This is a genomic window from Micromonospora endolithica (assembly GCF_003626595.1).
In the GTDB taxonomy this organism is placed as follows: domain Bacteria; phylum Actinomycetota; class Actinomycetes; order Mycobacteriales; family Micromonosporaceae; genus Micromonospora; species Micromonospora endolithica.
The window spans coordinates 893,147-909,863 of record NZ_RBAK01000001.1; the positions used below are offsets into that span (position 1 = coordinate 893,147).

Below are 16,717 nucleotides of genomic sequence, written 5' to 3' on the forward strand. Positions count from 1 at the left end.
CCGCCGATCGGCCGGGCCCCGGCGGGCCCGGTCGCGCCGTTCCCCGGTGCCGGCCCGGTCGGGTCGGCGGTCCGGGATGCCGGTCCGGAACGCGCGTCGGCCCCGCGGCCCGGTTCGGGCTGCGGGGCCGGGTGCCGGTCGGCGACCGCCGGCGTGGGCGCGGTCACCGGGCGGCCGCGCCACCGCGGCCGGCGTCGTGCCGGCGGCTGAGCCAGCCGCGCGCCGAGCGGCGCGGCAGCGTACGGGCCAGCCGGTCGACGGCGGCCTCGGCACGCAGTTCGGCGGCGTGGGTACGGTGGACGCTGAGCAGGAAGTCGGGATCGTTGGCGAACATGTCGGGCTCCTCGCGGTCGTCGGGTGCTGACCTCGACTCTGCGCGCGAAGGTGCCCGCCGGGCATGGGTGCGGTGCCTGATCTTCGTCCGCAGGACCTCCTTACCGACCGCCCTCGAAGGGCGTGGCGGGCCGTAAGGTACTCAGCCGCCCGCCGACACCGGGCGCGGACTCCGACCATTAGACTCTCCGGCATGGCAAAGCCCCAGGAGAAGGTCTCGTTCGGCCAGCGGCTGAAGCAGATCGGGATGGTGTTCCGGTTCACCGCCAAGCAGGACAGGTGGTTCGCCCCCCTGGCCTTCGCGGCCGTCGTCATCCCGCTCGCGCTCACCGTGGTCGCCTTCCTCCTGTGGGGCTGGTTCTGGATCCCGGTGGGCATCCTGTTCGCGCTGCTCTGCCTGCTGATCGTGCTCAACCTGCGGTCGAACCGGGCGATGATGAACGCCGCCGAGGGGCAGCCCGGCGCCGCCGCGCAGATCATGGAGAACATGCGGGGCGACTGGCGGGTCACCCCCGCGGTCACCTCCACCACGCAGATGGACATGGTGCACCTGGTCATCGGCCGGCCCGGGGTGATCCTGCTGGCCGAGGGCAACCCCCAGCGCGTGCGCGGCCTGCTCGGCCAGGAGAAGCGCCGGCTGGCGAAGGTCATCGGCAACGCGCCGCTGCACGACTACGTGATCGGCACCGAGGAGGGGCAGCTGCCGGTCCGCAAGCTGCGGATGACCCTCATGCGGCTCCCCCGCAGCCTGAGCGGCAAGGACGTCAACTCGCTGGACAAGCGACTCAAGGCGCTCACCGCCCGCCCGCAGCTGCCGAAGGGCGCGATCCCCAAGAACATGCGACCGCCGCGCGGCGCCTTCCGCCAGTCGCGGGGCCGCTGACCCCGCGGGCGTACGCGAACGAGGGCCGGACTCCGCACGGGAGCCGGCCCTCGTGGTCTCGTCGAGCGAACCGACGGGAGGGTGACCAGGTGGACGTGGGGCTCTGGGTGGTATGCCGGTTCGCCGGTCCGATCGCCCGGTTCGCCGGGAACGGCAGTGGGCCGGAGCAGCGCGCCGAGGTGATCGAGGAGGCGGGGCTGCCCGGCGAGGACGTCCTGGACCTCGGCTTGCGCCACCTCAACCGGATGGCCGGCTGGTTCCTGCTGTCCGGCACGACGTTCGCCGTGTCGATCCCGGTGCTGGTCCCGATCCGGGTCTTCGCCGACGGCCGGACCGTCGACCTCGCGTTCACCGTCGCCGAGTGGCTCGCCTTCCTCCCCTTCTTCCTGTCGATGACGCACCTGGCGAAGTTCGTGATCTGCGTCTACCTGCCGGAGCGCTGGTGGAACCCGGACAACCGGCTCTGGCGCCTGTCGATGCTCGCCCACACCCCCGACATCCTGCTCGCCCTAACCCTGACCACCCTCACCACACCACCCTGACCCACCCCCACCCCCACCCCCACCCCCACCACCGCCACCGCCACCGCCACCGCGATCTTGCACTTTGGGTCGCCGGTACGGGATTTTCACGGCTTATGCCCCCGCACAAAGTGCAAGATCGCGGAGGTGAGTGGAGCGGGCGGGGGCGCGGGGGTGGGGTGGGGGGGTTAGGCGGGGCGGCGGGGGGCGTCGGTGATCACCGAGCCGGTGAGGCGGTCGTGCAGGCCGCGGCGGTGCTCGTCCATCAGCAGGGCGGGCACCACCAGCGCCAGCAGCAGGCCGCGCAGCGAGGCCCGGATCAGGCCGATCCGGCCGCCGTCGGACCACGACACACAGCGGATCTTCGTGATGTACATGCCGGGGGTCTGCGCGAAGAGGCCGAGGAAGAAGCCGTACTCCAGGATCAGCACCAGGACCGGGGCCCAGCCGTCGGTGACCGGGTCGGCGAAGCCGCGGGAGACGAGCAGGCAGAGCACCCAGTCGATGACCAGCGCACCGAACCGCCGACCCAGGGTGGGCGGGGTGAAGGACGGGTCCGAGGCGGGCGGTCGAGGATCTCGCTGCGGCGTGCTCACAACGGTAAAGGGTATCCAGCCGACCGGGCCGGGCCGGGCCGGGCCGGGCCGGGCCGGTGATCCACACGACATCCCCTGACCTCGGGGGGCCCTGGGCGGACACCCCGAGGTCGGGGAACCGGGTGGATCAAGGCTGGTGGGCCGTTCGGCCGGGCGGGTCGGCCGGGCGGACAGCGGCCGCGCCCAGGGCGCGAAAATGGGCCAAAGCGAGCAAGTATCCCTAGAATGGCACAGCCGACGGCGTCCCGACGGGCGGCCGCGGACCGGACGACCGGCGCGGATGACGCACCGCGAGGGACGTAACACGGCAGAAACACTCAAGACATGGCCGGGCAACCGCTCGGCCATAGCGTCGCCAGAAGCCTAGCCACCCAGTGGACGTGCCAGGAGGACGTGTGTTCGCCAATTCCGAGGAACTCCTGCGATACCTCAAGAACGAGGACGTGAAGTTCGTCGACGTTCGTTTCTGTGACCTGCCCGGCGTGATGCAGCACTTCAACATGCCGGTCGAGTCGGTCGACGACGCGCTCCTCACCGAGGGCCTCGCCTTCGACGGCTCCTCGATCCGCGGTTTCCAGGCGATCCACGAGTCGGACATGCTCCTGCTCCCGGACGTCGCGACCGCCTTCGTCGACCCCTTCCGGGCGCAGAAGACCCTCGCGCTCAACTTCTTCATCCACGACCCGTTCACCCGCGAGGCCTACACCCGCGACCCGCGGAACGTGGCCAAGAAGGCCGAGGCCTTCCTCGCCGCGAGCGGCATCGCCGACACCGCCTACTTCGGCGCCGAGGCGGAGTTCTACATCTTCGACTCGATCCGCCACGAGACCTCGGCGCACCAGTCGTTCTACTACATCGACTCCGTCGAGGGCGCCTGGAACACCGGCCGGGAGGAGCAGGGCGGCAACCGGGGTTACAAGACCGCCTACAAGGGCGGCTACTTCCCGGTCCCGCCGGTGGACCACTACGCCGACCTGCGGGACAGCATGGTCCGCCGCCTGGTCGACGCCGGGTTCACCGTGGAGCGCTCGCACCACGAGGTCGGCACCGCCGGCCAGTCGGAGATCAACTACAAGTTCTCCACCCTGCTGCACGCCGCCGACCAGCTCCAGCTCTTCAAGTACCTGATCAAGAACGAGGCCTGGAACGCCGGCAAGACCGCGACGTTCATGCCCAAGCCGCTGTTCGGCGACAACGGTTCCGGCATGCACACCCACCAGAGCCTCTGGCTCAACGGCGAGCCACTGTTCTACGACGAGACCGGCTACGCCGGGCTGTCGGACACCGCCCGCTGGTACATCGGCGGCCTGCTGCACCACGCCCCGTCGCTGCTGGCCTTCACCAACCCGACGGTCAACTCGTACCGGCGTCTGGTGCCCGGCTACGAGGCGCCGGTCAACCTGGTCTACTCGCAGCGCAACCGCTCCGCCTGCACCCGCATCCCGGTCACCGGCAGCAACGCCAAGGCCAAGCGGGTCGAGTTCCGGGTGCCGGACCCGTCCAGCAACCCGTACCTCGCCTTCTCGGCGATGATGATGGCCGGCCTGGACGGCATCAAGAACAAGATGGAGCCGCCGGCGCCGATCGACAAGGACCTCTACGACCTCCCGCCGGAGGAATGGGGCGACGTCAAGCAGGTGCCGGGCTCGCTGCCGGCGGTGCTGGACTCGCTGGAGGCCGACCACGACTACCTGCTCGACGGCGGCGTCTTCACGCCGGACCTGATCTCCACCTGGATCAACTGGAAGCGGGCCAACGAGGTCGACCCGGTGCGCCTGCGCCCGACCCCGCACGAGTTCGCCATGTACTTCGACTGCTGAGGTCAATCAAGGCGCCGACCTGAGCAAACAGGATCAACACTGATCTTGGTTACCACCTACGGACGGCGGTCACGCCCGGCTCACAGCCGGCGTGGCCGCCGTTTCGTGTCGGCCGGGTGACGGCTGCCGGGTCTCAGGTTGTCGCGGTACGACGGCCGACGCCGAGGCGGTGAGCCAGACGGCCCATGGCCTTGGCCATGCGTGCGGGCGGCGAGTCAGGGGCAGGGATGCTGACTGGTCGCACTCGACCGTTGTGCAGGGCGGTGAACCGCCACCCCTCCTCGGCGCGGACCGCAACCAGGGTCTGCCGGGACAGTCGCCGCTTGGGCAGCGTGGAGCGCCAGGGCATCAGGACCGACGCGGTGCCGTGGATGACGGCGACGTCATTGTTGAGGTAGCGGATCGACTCGATGCCGCCGACCAGGGCAGAACCGGCGAGCACGCCGCGGAAGAGCTGGTCGTGGGCGTGTTGCATGGGCGCCCGACCGACGGCTCGGGTGCCGTCGTACGAGACGTAGTCAGCATCCTCGGTGAAGCAGCCCGCGTAGGCGACCGCGTCGTTGTCGGTCCAGGCCTGCATGAGGTGGTGGAACAGCGTCGTGATCGCGTGGTCGTCGCTGGTCATCGAATTCTCCTGTCCAGTACGATTAGATTGCCGGACGTTACGATAGCAGGAGATTTCGAGTGTCGAAAGATAGCATGATCCGCGAGGTGGCGACCAGCCTGCGCCTGTTACAGCAGAGCTTCGACGCATTCGACGAGGCCGCCGCCACCGCGCTCAAGATCAACCGAACAGACCTGCGGGCGCTCGATCTCCTCCTGGCCGGAGGCGACCCCCTGTCGGCCGGCGAACTAAGTGCGGCGCTCAAGCTCAGCCCCGCCGCCACCACCACGGTCATCGACCGCCTGGAGCGAGCCGGACTGGCCGTCCGGATCCACGATCCCCACAACAGGAGGCGCGTCCTCGTCGCCGCGACCGACGCCGCGCGCGACGCCGAACACGTCATCTACGCACCGGTCGGCGACGCCGGCGCAAAGGCTCTGGCCGGGTACCCCGCCGAGCAACTCGCCATCATCCTCGACTTCCTTCAGGTTGCCCGTCGAGTGCAGGAGGAGCAGGTGATCCGGGTCAGGAGCAGCCAACGCCGGCCGAACCGACCCTGACCGCACCACGAATGCGGGCCACGAGTCGATGTGGCCCAGTTCGGCCGTCCGGCCGCACGGGCCCACGCGATACCTTCGCGTCCGATATATTGCCGCTGTGGACACACCGCTGCGGGAACCCACGTTCCTCATCCTGACCGCGCTCGCCCGCGAGCCGCTGCACGGCTACGCGATCATCGGGGAGGTCGCCGCCCTCTCCGACGGTCGCCTCACCCTGCGTCCCGGCACCCTCTACGGCGCCCTGGACCGGCTCACCGACGCCGGCCTCGTCGCGGTGGACCGGGAGGAGACCGTCGACGGCCGGCTGCGCCGCTACTACCGCCTCTCCCCCACCGGCGAGACCACTCTGGCCGCCGAGACCGAACGCCTGCGCCGCAACGTCGAGGCGGCCACCGCCCGGCTGGGCGCCCGCTCCCGCGCCGTCCGCCCGACGGCCCCCCGGACCGCCGGGGGTCTGGCATGAGCGAGGACCGGCACACCGGCACGAACGACCTGGAGCGGCGCTACCGGCGGCTGCTGCGCGCGTACCCCGGGGACTACCGCCGGGAGCGGGGCGACGAGATCGTCGGGACGTACCTGGAGGTGGCCGGACCGGATCGGCGCCGGCCCTCGCCCGCGGACGCCGCGGACCTCGTGCGCGGCGGCCTGCGCCAGCGGCTGCGGGCGGTCGGCGCACCGGACCTGGCCCCGGGCGTACGCCTCGCGGCGCTGCTCGCCTTCCTGACCGCGACCCCGCTGGCCGCCGCGTGGATGGTGCTGGAACAGCACACGCCGCCCGCGGCCGGTCCGCTGACCGCCGCCTGGCTGGCGCAGGGACAACACACGCCGCCCGCGGTCTGGAATGCGCCGTACGTCGGCCCGTTCCTCTCCCTCGGGGTCGGCGTGTGGCTGGTGTGGCTGCTCGCGGTGCTGCCGCTGGCCCTCGGCTCGGTCCGCTGGACCCGGCGGCTGACCGGGGCGGCCGTGCTGGCCACCGTCGCCGTGCTGCCGCTGGCGGCGCTGACCGGGCTGCCCCGGCCCCCGCTGTTCGTGCTGCTGCCCCAGGTCGCGCTGGGCCTGGTGGCGCTGGCGCTGCCGGAGCGGCTGCCCACGGCGGCCCGGCTGCTGCCGCTGGTCGCGGTCGGGGCCGCCGCCGTCGCCGCGCCGAACCTGCTGCCCCGGGCGGAGGACTTCTACGTCAGTTACTACGGCTGGACGGCCAGCCAGATCCTGCCCTGGGCGGCGGCGGCCCTGCTGGTGACCGTCCTGTTGATCGGCGTCGGCCTGGCGGTGCGCGGCGACCTCCGGGCCGGCTGGGCGGGTGTCGTCCTGGCCACGCCGCTCGGCCTGATGTCGCTGCACGTGTTCGCCGGCGCGGTGGACGGCGTCCTGCACGGCGCGCCGCGCCCCGGCTGGTCGGCGCTGGCCGGCACCGCGGTGGCGGTGACCGTCCTCGGTCCCGCCCTGCTGCCCGCGACGATCGCCCTGCGCCGCCGGGTGACCGCGCGGCTGGCCACCCCGACCGCCGGCCGCTGCCCCACCTGCGGAACGGCCCGCTGACGACCTGCCCCACAGGTGTCGACGGCGTCAGTCCACCTCGAAGGCCGCGTGCCGCAGGCGGGGCAGCCCCCACACCGCCACCGCGACGACCAGCGCGGTCATCGCCACCGCGCCGGGCGCCTTGGTCAGCCGGGCGAGGTTCGTGCCGTCGGGCAGCGCGAGGAAGGACGCCGCCGCGCTGGGCGGCACGAACCAGAGCGTGCGCCGGGCGGCGACCGCGAGCACGACCAGCGGCCACGTCGCGTACCAGGGGTGGAAGACCGGGGCCAGCGCGACCGTGCCGGCCAGGGCCAGGCCGGCGCCGAGCAGGGCGACCCGGGGCCGGGCCGCCGCCAGGCGGACCACCCGCCGTCGGGCGTCGTTGAGCGCGCGCAGCGCCGACCAGGCCCGCCACCAGAGCAGGAGCAGTAGCACGACGAGCACCGCCAGGGCCACCGCCCGGGCCACCGGCACCGCCGCCGGGTCCCGCCCGGCCAGCCCGCCCAGGTAGTCGGCGACCATCCCGACGGCGGTCGGCGGTGACGTCCACTGCTCGGTGTCGCCGCTGCGGCGCAGGCCGGCGACCCAACCCAGCCCCAGACCGGAGAGCGCGGAGGCGCCGAGCAGCGCGGCCAGCGTCCCGCCGGTCAGCCAGCCGGCGTCGCGCAGCAGCGTACGGCCGGTGTAACGGCCGCGCACCGCGGCCAGCGCCGCGAACGGCAGCACCACCACGGCGGTCGCCTTCACCGCCACCGCCAGGCCCAGCAGCACTCCGGCCAGCACCAGTGCCCCGGGCCGACCGGGGCGGCGGACCAGCGCCAGCAGCCCGAGCAGCAGCAGGCCGAGCATCACCGCGTCGTTGTGCGCCCCGGCCAGCAGGTGCACGCCGACCAGCGGGCAGGCCAGCGCCAGCCAGGCCGCCCGCCGGGTCGGCACGCCGGCGGCGCGGGCCAGGCCCGGCAGGCAGAGCGCGGCCAGCAGCACACCGGCGAGGGCGATCAGCCGGAGCAGCACGACGGTCCCGGTGAGGCCGCCGCCGAGCGTCGCGGCCAGCGCCGCGAGCAGCACGAACACCGGGCCGTACGGCGCCGGGGTGTCCCGCCAGATCGGCGCGACCGCGTCCACCCAGGGACAGCCCGCCCCGGCCACCCCGACCGCGTACGGGTCGACGCCGTGCGCGTACGCCCAGCCCTGGCACGCGTACGAGTAGACGTCCCGACTGCCCAGCGGCGGCGCGGCCAGCAGCGGCAGCGTCCACAGCCCGGCGGTCAGGTACGCCCACCGGGTCGACGGCGCTCCCCGGCGCAGCGCCCACCACGCCCCGGTCAGCAGGGTGGTGCCGGCCAGCCACAGCAGGACGGTGGCCACCCCGTCGCCGGAGGTCCACACCCGGGTGGCGGTGGCGCCGGGCAGCGCCCCGCCGAGGTGTCCGGCGACGGCGAGCAGCACCGCGCCGGCCACCCCCGCCCAGCGGGCGAGGGTGGCGGTCCGGGTCGTCGGCTCCGGTGCGCCCGGGTGCGTCACCGGGGTACCGGGTCGGATCACCCGTCTCCCGCCTCCACGGTGGCCGGCCGGCGGCCGGCCCGGGCCGACCGTACCAACCGGACCGCCACCACGATGACCAACAGCGTCATCAGGGGCGCACCGGCGGTCTTGGTGTACCGGGCCAGCCCGGTGCCGTCCGGCAGCACCAGGAACGAGGAGATCAGCGCCACCAGCGCGAACCAGCCGGTGTGCCGGGCGGTGGCGGCGAGGACGGCCAGCGGCCACATCCAGTACCAGGGGTGGAACAGCGGGGCGAGCGCCACCGTCGCGGCCAGCGCCAGGCCGGCGTGCCACAGCGGCTCGCGGGTGCGGGCCCGCCACCACAGCCACACCAGCAGCACCGCGAGCACCGCCATGCCGATCGCCCGGGTGACCGGGAGCGCGTCGACGTGCCAGCCGAACGGGAGCGCCAGGTAACCGACCGTCTGCCCGATCGCGGTCGGCGGCGAGGTCCACGCGATCACGTCGCCGCCCCGGGCGAGGCCGCCGATCCACCCGAGGTCCAGGCCCGCGCCGAAGGTCGCGGTGACCACGGCCACCACCGATCCGCCGACCACCCACCCGCCGTCGCGCACCAGCGTCCGGATCGAGTACGCCCCGGCGATCGCGGCGAGCGCCGCGAACGGCACCACCACCAGCGCGGTCGCCTTGACCGCGCCGGCCAGGCCGAGGACCAACCCGGCGGCCAGCAGCGGCCCGGGCCGGCCCGGACGGGACGCCACCAGGGACAGCCCGGCCACCAGCAGCCCGACCATCAGCGCGTCGTTGTGCGCGCCGGACACCAGGTGGACCCCGACCAGCGGGGAGCCCAGCGCCAGCCAGAGCGCCCGACCGGCCGGTACCCCACAGCGGCGGGCCAGCACCGGCAGGCAGGCCGCCGCCAGGCCCAGCCCGGCCACCGCGAGCAGCCGGAACGCCACGATGCTGCCGACCAGCGATCCGGTGAGCTTCACCACCGCGCCGGAGAGCAGCACGAACAGCGGCCCGTACGGGGCCGGGGTGTCCCGCCAGATCGGCGAGACCGTCTCCAGCCACGGGCAGGGCAGCGCCGACACGCCCTGCTCGTACGGACTGAACCCGGCGGCGTAGGTCGCGCCCTGGCAGGCGTACGCGTAGGGGTCCCGGCTGGCCAGCGGCGGCGCGACGAGCAGCGGGACCAGCCAGAGCCCGACGGTGACCAGGGCCCAGCGCGCGGACGGCACCCGGTCGCGCAGCGTCCACCACGCGTGACCCAGCAGGACCAGGCCGACCAGCCACAGCGCGATCAGCAGCGGCCCGTTCGGACCCTGCCAGATGATCACCGGGTTCACCTTGTGCGGTGACGCCGGCAGCGCGCCGCCGAGGAACGCGGCGGCGGCGAGCAGGATCGAACCGGCCAGGCCGGTCCAGCGCGCGAGGTGGTGGGGCACGGAAGGACATGCTGCCAGTACGGTGGTCGCGGTACGGAGGTGGGCATGCGGCTCGGTCGGACGGTGGCGGTGGCCGCGGGGTGCTCCGTCGTGCTCGCCGCGGCGTACCTGGCCCTGCCGCCGACCGGGTCGGACCTGGCCGCGCAGGTGGCCCGGGCCGACTTCTTCGCCGCCCACGGTCTCACCCCGGTCGACCTGCGCTGGTACGGCGGGGTCCAGCAGTTCGGCTACAGCCTGGTGTCGCAGCCGTTGATGGCGGCGCTGGGGGTCCGGGTCGTCGGGGCGCTCGCCCTGGTGGCGGCGGCCACCACGTTCGCCGCCCTGCTGGTGCGGGTGGGTGTGCCCCGCCCGCTGCTGGGCGCCCTGGTCGGCGTGGTGACGATCGCCGGCAACCTGGTCTCCGGCCGGGTCACCTACGGCCTGGGGGTCGCCTTCGGGCTGGCCGCCCTCCTCGCGCTGACCCTGCCCGCGCCGGTCGCCCCGACCGGGCGGCACCGGATTCCGGCGCGGCTGGTGCTGGCGGCCCTGGGGGCGCTGCTCGCCTCGGCCACCAGCCCGGTGGCCGGGCTCTTCGTCGGGCTGGCCGGCGTGGCGCTGCTGCTGTCCCGGCGACGCGTCGACGGCGTGGTGCTCGGCGTGGCGGCGGCGCTGCCGCTCGGCGTGACCGCGCTGCTGTTCGGCGACGGCGGCTGGATGAACATCAGCCGCACCGACACGCTGCGCACGGTGGTGGCCAGCCTGCTGGTGGCGGCGCTGGTGGCGTACCGGCCGGTGCGGGTGGGCGCGCTGCTGTCGGCGGGCGGGGTGCTGGTCGCGGCGCTGGTGCACACCCCGGTGGGGCTGAACGCCACCCGGCTGGCGGTGATGTTCACGCTGCCCTTGCTGGCCGCCGCCGCCCACCCACCGGGGTGGGTGAGCCGCCGATCGTGGTTAGGAAGGGACCCTTCCTCTACACGAGGCGTTAACAAGGGGCCCTTCCTTGCGCTGGCACTGGTGCTGGTGGCGGTGGCGTGGTGGCTGCCCCCGGTGCCGCCGGCGGACCTGCGCAGCCTGGACGACCCGGCCAACCGGCCCGGCTACTTCGCGCCGCTGCGGGACTTCCTGGCCGGGCAGCGGCTCACCGGCCGGGTGGAGGTGCCACCGACGCGGAACTACGCCGAGGCGGCCGCGCTGGGCGAGATGCCGCTGGCCCGGGGCTGGCTGCGGCAGGCCGACATCGCGCGCAATCCGCTGTTCTTCACCACCGTGCCGGGCGCGTCCGGCACGGGTGTGCCGCTGACCGCCGAGACGTACCGGGCGTGGCTGGCCGACAACGCGGTGCAGTTCGTGGCGGTACCGGACGCGCCGCTGTCCTGGGTGGGACGGGCCGAGGCGGAACTGGTCCGGGGTGGTCTGCCGTACCTCGTCCCGGTCTGGTCCGCGCCGCACTGGCGGGTCTGGGCGGTGACCGACCCGACGCCGCTGGTCGGCGCGCCCGGCGACCTGGTCGCGATGGACGGCGCGTCGGTCACCCTGCGCGCGCCGGCGGCCGGGACGGTGCCGGTCCGGGTGCGGTACAGCCGCTGGTTGCGCGCGTCCGGCGGGGCGACGGTCGCCGCCGACGGCGCATGGACGGTGGTGACCGTGCCGCGTGCCGGCGAGTACACCCTGGGCAGCTGACGGCTTTGCTGATCCGGCAACATTGCTTGCCGTCCGGTGGGCGACCGGCGCACCATCGCCGGGACGGGCGGGCAGGCCGCCCGGGAATCGGGGAGCAGACGTGCACGACAGCCACCACCACACCCGGATCGACGAGGAGACCGCCCGTTTCTGGGACGAACGGTACGGCCAGAGCGAACGGATCTGGAGCGGACGGCCCAACCCGCACCTGGTCGACGTGGCCGGTCGACTGCCGGCCGGCACCGTGCTGGACCTCGGCTGCGGCGAGGGCGCCGACGCGGTCTGGCTGGCCGGGCAGGGCTGGCGGGTGACCGCCGTCGACGTGTCGAGCACCGCCCTGGACCGGGCGCGGGTCGCCGCGACCGAGGCGGGCGTGACGCCCCGCGTCGAGTTCCGCCGGCACGACCTCACGCGGGACTTCCCGACCGGCACGTACGACCTGGTCTCCGCGCAGTTCCTGCAGACGCCGCTGGAGTTCCCGCGGCTGGACGTGCTGCGCGCGGCGGCCCGGGCGGTGGCACCCGGCGGGCGGCTGCTGGTGGTCGAGCACGGCGAGTTCCCGCCGTGGGCCACCGACCACCACCGCCACCCGGACGTCCACTTCCCCACCCCGCAGGAGACCCTCGACGGCCTGGACCTGGCGCCCGCCGACTGGGAGACCGAGCGGCTCGACGCGCCCCGGCGCACCGCCACCGGCCCGGACGGGCACACCGGGGAGCTGGTCGACCACCTGCTGCTGGTCCGCCGCCGGTAGCGGCGCGGTCAGCCCTCCAGCACCCGCTGGGCGGCCGCGCGGGAGCGGCGGCCGGTGCGCAGGTACTCGTCGAGGAACTCGCCCGGATCGTCCCGCCCGAGCAGCCGGACCACCCCGGCCAACTCGACGCCGTGCCGGGGCAGCTGGTCGCCGGCGCGGCCCCGGACCAGCATCAGCGCGTTGCGGACCTGCGCCGCCAGGGTCCACCCGGCCGCCATCTCCGCGGCGTCCGTCTGATCGACCAGGCCCGCGTCCCGGGCCGCCGCGAGGGCATCGAGCGTACGCGTGCCGCGCAGCTCCGGGTAAGCGCCGGCATGCCGCAGCTGGATGAGCTGCACCGCCCACTCGACGTCGGCCAGCCCACCCCGGCCGAGCTTGGTGTGGGTGGCCGGGTCGGCGCCCCGGGGCAGCCGCTCGGTCTCCACCCGGGCCTTGATCCGTCGGATCTCGACCAGCTGTTCGCGGCTCAGGCCCTCGGGCGGGTAGCGGACCGGGTCGACCAGCGCCTCGAACTCCGCGCCGAGGTCGGCGTCCCCGCAGACGAACCGCGCCCGCAGCAACGCCTGCGCCTCCCACACCCGGGACCAGCGGGCGTAGTACTGCGCGTACGCGGCGAGGCTGCGCACCAGCGGACCCTGCCGGCCCTCGGGGCGCAGGTCGGCGTCGACGCCCAGCGGCGGGTCGGGGGCGGGCATCCCGAGCAGGCGGCGCAGTTCCTCGGCGATGCCGTGGGCGGTGGCCGCGCCGTCCGGGGTGCCGGCCGGCAGGTCGTAGACGAAGAGCACGTCGGCGTCGGAGAGGTAGTTCGACTCGTACCCGCCGAGCCGGCCCATCCCGATCACGGCGAACCGCAGGCCGGGCAGTGCCGGCTGGCTGGCCCGGGCGGCCCGCAGCGCGGCCGCCAGCGTGGCGTCGGTGACGTCGGCGAGGGCGGTGCCGACCGCCGCGACGTCGGCCAGCGCCGGCGCGGCCCGTCCGCTGCCGTCCGGCCGGGGCGGCGCGGGGGCCAGCTTGCCGGCCCGGCTGAGCACGTCGGCGCAGGCGAGCCGGACCAGCTCGCGACGGCGCAGCGCACGGATCGCCCGGGTCGCCTCGACCGGGTCGGTGTGCCGGGCCGCCGCGGCGGCGAAGCCCTCGCCGAGCACCTCCCGGGGACGCGGGGTCAGCTCGCTCTCCTCGGCGAGCAGCCGCAGCGCCTCGGGGTCGCGGGCCAGCAGGTCGGCGGCGTACCGGGAGGAGGAGAGCACCCGGGCCAGCCGGCGGGCGACCGGGCCCTCGTCGCGCAGCAGGCGCAGATACCAGGGCGTGCTGCCGAGCTTGTCGGAGACCTGCCGGTAGTTGAGCAGGCCCCGGTCCGGTTCCGGGGCGTCGGCGAATTCGCTGAGCAGCACCGGCAGCAGCGTCCGCTGGATCGCCGCGGTGCGGCTCACCCCGCCGGTGAGGGCCTGGAGGTGGCGAAGCGCCCCGGCCGGGTCGGCGAAGCCGAGGATCTCCAACCGGTGCCGGGCCGCCTCCGGGGTCAGTCGCAGACCGTCGGCGGGCACCCGGGCCACCGACTCCAGCAGCGGCCGGTAGAGCAGCTTGGCGTGCAGCCGGCGTACCTCGCTGGCGTGGGTGACCCACTCTGCCCGGAACGCCTCGACCGCGCTGCGCCCCGGCGCGGCCACGTAGCCCAGCGCGGCGGCCAGCCAGCGCAGCGCGGCCGGCTCGACCGGCACGGTGTGGGTACGGCGCAGGGCCTGGAGCTGGAGGCGGTGCTCGACGGCGCGCAGGAAGCGGTAGCCGCGCAGCAGCGCCTCCCCGTCGGCCCGGCCGACGTAACCGCCGGTGACCAGCGCGCGCAGCGCCGGGATGGTGCCGGGCATCCGCAGCGACTCGTCGCCCCGGCCGTGCACCAGTTGCAGCAGCTGCACCGCGAACTCGATGTCGCGCAGCCCGCCCGGCCCGCGCTTGATCTCGCGTTCCTGCTCCTTCGGCGGGATGTTGTCGATGATCTTGCGACGCATCGACCGGACGTCCTCGACCGCCTCGGGGCGCTCGGCGGCGGTCCAGACCAGCGGGGCGAGCTGCGCGATCCACTCCCGGCCCAGGTCCAGGTCACCGGCCGCCGGCCGGGCCTTGAGCAGCGCCTGGAACTCCCAGGTGCGCGCCCAGCGGCGGTAGTAGGCCAGGTGGCTGGCCAGCGTCCGGACCAGCGGACCCCGGCTGCCCTCCGGGCGCAGCGCGGCGTCGACCGGCCAGGCGACCAGCCCGCAGATGTGGATCAGCCGGGTGGCGATCGCGGTGGCCGCCGGGAGGTCCTCGTCGGTGGCGCCGACGAAGATCACGTCGACGTCGGACACGTAGTTCAGCTCGTCGCCGCCGCACTTGCCCATCGCGACCACGGCCAGCCGTGGCCGGTCCGTGGCCTCGGGCAGCTCGTCGACGGCGATCCGGTAGGCCGCGGCCAGGGTGGCGTCGGCCAGCGCGGACAACGCGGCCATGGTCTGCTCCAGGCCCCGGCCGCCGGTCAGGTCGGCCGCCGCGATCCGCAGCAACGCCAACCGGTACGCCCGCCGCAGCACCGCCACCGGCGGGCCGTCGCCGGACAGGTCGAGCCGCCCCTGCGCCGGCGGCGCCAGCCCGTCCGGGGCGGTCCGCAGGGTCGCCCACTGGTCCGGGTTGGCGACCAGGTGGTCGCCGAGCGCGGACGAGGCACCGAGCACCGCGAGCAGCCGGCGGCGCAGGCCCGGGTCGTCGTGCAGGGCGTCCAGCACCGCGACCGCGCCGTTCTCGTCGGCCCGCCGTTCGGCCTCCACCAGGCGGTGCAGTTGCCGCAGCGCCAGGTCCGGGTCGGCGGCGCGGGACATCCCGGCCAGCAGCTCGGTGGCCCGCTCGTCGGTGGGCTCCTGCTCGTCCGGCCGCCACAGGTTCAGCCCCTGCGGGCCGAGCAGGTCGGCGGCACGTGACCCGCCGTCACCGTCGGTGACGCCGAAGCCGTAGCGGGCGAGCCGGCCGGGGGCCCGGGTCGACCGGCTCATCACTGCCCGAGCAGCGGCAGGGTGCGGCGGGTGGCCGCGTCGTCCAGCTCGCCGAGGGCCAGCGCGGCGAACCGGGCGGCGAACGGCTGCCAGACCTCCTCGACGTCGACCATCACCGCGTCGCAGGCGGCCACCACCAGCTCCGGGTCGTAGCCCAGCTCGGCCAGCAGCTCCGAGCCGCTGGACCAGTCGGCGATCATCGCGGTGTCGCACTCGATGTGGAACTGGAGGCCCCAGGCCCGGTCACCGAGCCGGAACGCCTGGTGCGGGTGCCGGGTGGAGGCGGCCAGCAGGGTGGCGGCGGCCGGCAGCTCGGTGATCTCGTCGGAGTGCCACTGGAGCACGTCCGGGATCAACGGCACGTAGCGGAACAGCGGGTCCCGCTCGGCGGCGTCCCGCCGGCCGACCACCCCGGGGCCCACCTCGGGTCCGGACGGGCTGCGCTCGACCGTCCCGGCGTGCGCGGTGGCCAGCAACTGCGCGCCGAGGCAGATCGCCAGCGTGGGCACCCGGTGCCGGACCGCCTTGCGCAGCAGCCCTTCCAGGGCGGGGAACCAGGGCGCGCCGGGGGTGCCGTCGGCCCGTGGGTAGGCCTGCTGGTCGCCACCCAGCACCACCAGCGCCGACCAGCCCTCCAGGTCGGCGGGCAGTTCGTCCCCGGCGTGCGGACGCACCACCCACAGGTCGAGGCCGGCCTCGGTCAGCCACTCCCCCAGCCGGCGCAGATCGTCGGTCGGGTCGTTCTCGATCACCAACGCGGTTGCCACGTGGACGAGGCTAGTCGGTGACCCCGACCATTCCGGAATCCCTCCACCGGCCGCGTCAGCCGGCACGTCCGGCCGGGTCCGCTGCCCGCAGCGCGTCGAGCATGCGGGACAGGGCGGCCCAGGTGTCCGCCAGGTCGGCCGGACCGGTGGAACCGGCGAGCCAGAGGGCCGCCTCGTTCATCGCGCCGGAGAGCAGGTGGGCCAGCGGGGCGACGGGCTGCCGGGAGATCACCCCGGTCCGCACCAGCTCGGCGAGCGCCTCGGCCAGGTGCCGGCCGGACGCGGCCTCGTCAAGCGACCGCCACTCGGTCCAGCCGAGCACGGCGGGGCCGTCGACGAGCATGACGCGCTGCCGGTCCGGGTCGGTCGCGGCGGTCAGGAACTCCCGGCAGCCGGCGGTGAACCGGTCCCACGGGTCGTCCCGGCGGTCGGCGGCCCCGGCGACACGGTCCGCCACCTCCTGCTGGACCTGCCCGAGGACGGCGCGGAAGAGATCCGGCTTGCCGGAGAAGTGGTGGTAGAGCGCGCCCTTGGTCACCCCGGCCGCCCGCACGATCTCGGCCAGCCCGACGGCGGCGTAGCCGTGCGCGGCAAACAACCGCCGGCCCTCCCGCAGCAGCGTCGCCCTGGTCTGGTCGCGTTGCCGCGCGCGTACGCCCTCCGCCATCACCCCTCCATTGACATACCAACGGTATGCGAACTAGCTTTGTCGACATACCGATGGTATG

The 16,717-nt window shown here is 74.6% G+C and carries 16 protein-coding genes; 8 read left to right on the top strand and 8 right to left on the bottom strand.

The genetic code is table 11. The annotated features are described in order from the left end of the window. Positions 1 to 163: 163 nt before the first annotated feature. The gene (locus tag D7223_RS32965; protein WP_186832179.1) at positions 164 to 334 is read right to left on the bottom strand and encodes a hypothetical protein; all 171 of its coding nucleotides are present in this window, start codon (positions 332 to 334) and stop codon (positions 164 to 166) included. 192 nt (positions 335 to 526) lie between these two features. Between D7223_RS32965 and D7223_RS03945 the strand changes: the two genes are divergently transcribed. Both D7223_RS03945 and D7223_RS32970 read left to right on the top strand, forming a co-directional pair. Continuing rightward, positions 527 to 1,216: a DUF4191 domain-containing protein gene (locus D7223_RS03945; RefSeq protein WP_120724851.1), complete on the top strand. Its 690-nt coding sequence runs from the start codon at positions 527 to 529 to the stop codon at positions 1,214 to 1,216. A gap of 89 nt (positions 1,217 to 1,305) precedes the next feature. Then, a complete protein-coding gene (locus D7223_RS32970; RefSeq protein WP_186832178.1) occupies positions 1,306 to 1,758 on the top strand; it encodes a hypothetical protein in 453 nt (150 codons plus the stop codon). A gap of 167 nt (positions 1,759 to 1,925) precedes the next feature. Here the strand turns inward: D7223_RS32970 and D7223_RS03955 are convergent, their stop codons facing one another. After that, positions 1,926 to 2,333, bottom strand: coding sequence for an RDD family protein (locus tag D7223_RS03955; protein ID WP_420330289.1), 408 nt, complete (start codon positions 2,331 to 2,333; stop codon positions 1,926 to 1,928). 395 nt (positions 2,334 to 2,728) lie between these two features. Here D7223_RS03955 and glnA point away from each other — a divergent pair, with 395 nt between their 5' ends. Next, the gene (gene glnA, locus D7223_RS03960; protein WP_120724855.1) at positions 2,729 to 4,153 is read left to right on the top strand and encodes a type I glutamate--ammonia ligase; all 1,425 of its coding nucleotides are present in this window, start codon (positions 2,729 to 2,731) and stop codon (positions 4,151 to 4,153) included. 133 nt (positions 4,154 to 4,286) lie between these two features. Here glnA and D7223_RS03965 read toward each other — a convergent pair whose 3' ends face one another. Next, the gene (locus D7223_RS03965; protein WP_120724857.1) at positions 4,287 to 4,778 is read right to left on the bottom strand and encodes an SgcJ/EcaC family oxidoreductase; all 492 of its coding nucleotides are present in this window, start codon (positions 4,776 to 4,778) and stop codon (positions 4,287 to 4,289) included. 74 nt (positions 4,779 to 4,852) lie between these two features. Here D7223_RS03965 and D7223_RS03970 point away from each other — a divergent pair, with 74 nt between their 5' ends. The 3 genes from D7223_RS03970 to D7223_RS03980 all read left to right on the top strand — a co-directional run bounded on the left by D7223_RS03970 (position 4,853) and on the right by D7223_RS03980 (position 6,856). After that, positions 4,853 to 5,317: a MarR family winged helix-turn-helix transcriptional regulator gene (locus D7223_RS03970; RefSeq protein WP_238161539.1), complete on the top strand. Its 465-nt coding sequence runs from the start codon at positions 4,853 to 4,855 to the stop codon at positions 5,315 to 5,317. Positions 5,318 to 5,414: 97 nt separating this feature from the next. Further along, positions 5,415 to 5,780, top strand: a complete 366-nt coding sequence (locus D7223_RS03975) for a PadR family transcriptional regulator (protein WP_120724862.1) — start codon at positions 5,415 to 5,417, stop codon at positions 5,778 to 5,780. Then, positions 5,777 to 6,856: a hypothetical protein gene (locus D7223_RS03980; protein WP_120724864.1), complete on the top strand. Its 1,080-nt coding sequence runs from the start codon at positions 5,777 to 5,779 to the stop codon at positions 6,854 to 6,856. Before D7223_RS03975 ends, D7223_RS03980 begins: the two co-directional genes overlap by 4 nt. Before the next feature lie 27 nt (positions 6,857 to 6,883). Here the strand turns inward: D7223_RS03980 and mptB (D7223_RS03985) are convergent, their stop codons facing one another. After that, complete coding sequence (mptB, locus tag D7223_RS03985; RefSeq protein ID WP_120725738.1) at positions 6,884 to 8,359, bottom strand: polyprenol phosphomannose-dependent alpha 1,6 mannosyltransferase MptB; 1,476 nt, start codon at positions 8,357 to 8,359, stop codon at positions 6,884 to 6,886. A 17-nt stretch (positions 8,360 to 8,376) separates the two neighbouring features. Then, positions 8,377 to 9,789, bottom strand: a complete 1,413-nt coding sequence (mptB, locus tag D7223_RS03990) for a polyprenol phosphomannose-dependent alpha 1,6 mannosyltransferase MptB (protein WP_120724866.1) — start codon at positions 9,787 to 9,789, stop codon at positions 8,377 to 8,379. A gap of 45 nt (positions 9,790 to 9,834) precedes the next feature. Here mptB (D7223_RS03990) and D7223_RS03995 point away from each other — a divergent pair, with 45 nt between their 5' ends. Both D7223_RS03995 and D7223_RS04000 read left to right on the top strand, forming a co-directional pair. Next, positions 9,835 to 11,448 (top strand): hypothetical protein, encoded by a 1,614-nt coding sequence (locus tag D7223_RS03995; RefSeq protein WP_120724868.1) that lies wholly within the window; start codon positions 9,835 to 9,837, stop codon positions 11,446 to 11,448. Between the two features lie 100 nt (positions 11,449 to 11,548). Next, complete coding sequence (locus D7223_RS04000; RefSeq protein WP_120724870.1) at positions 11,549 to 12,202, top strand: SAM-dependent methyltransferase; 654 nt, start codon at positions 11,549 to 11,551, stop codon at positions 12,200 to 12,202. A gap of 8 nt (positions 12,203 to 12,210) precedes the next feature. On the opposite strand, the gene D7223_RS04005 is transcribed toward D7223_RS04000, so the two are convergent. From D7223_RS04005 to D7223_RS04015, 3 genes are read right to left on the bottom strand one after another with little or no spacing between them, the layout of a single operon-like run. Beyond that, the gene (locus tag D7223_RS04005) at positions 12,211 to 15,222 is read right to left on the bottom strand and encodes a bifunctional [glutamine synthetase] adenylyltransferase/[glutamine synthetase]-adenylyl-L-tyrosine phosphorylase (RefSeq protein WP_120724872.1); all 3,012 of its coding nucleotides are present in this window, start codon (positions 15,220 to 15,222) and stop codon (positions 12,211 to 12,213) included. Then, positions 15,222 to 15,989: a type 1 glutamine amidotransferase gene (locus tag D7223_RS04010; protein WP_120724874.1), complete on the bottom strand. Its 768-nt coding sequence runs from the start codon at positions 15,987 to 15,989 to the stop codon at positions 15,222 to 15,224. Before D7223_RS04010 ends, D7223_RS04005 begins: the two co-directional genes overlap by 1 nt. 55 nt (positions 15,990 to 16,044) lie before the next feature. Further along, on the bottom strand, positions 16,045 to 16,656 hold the full coding sequence (locus tag D7223_RS04015) for a TetR/AcrR family transcriptional regulator (protein ID WP_120724876.1): 612 nt from the start codon (positions 16,654 to 16,656) through the stop codon (positions 16,045 to 16,047). Between the last annotated feature and the right edge of the window lie 61 nt (positions 16,657 to 16,717).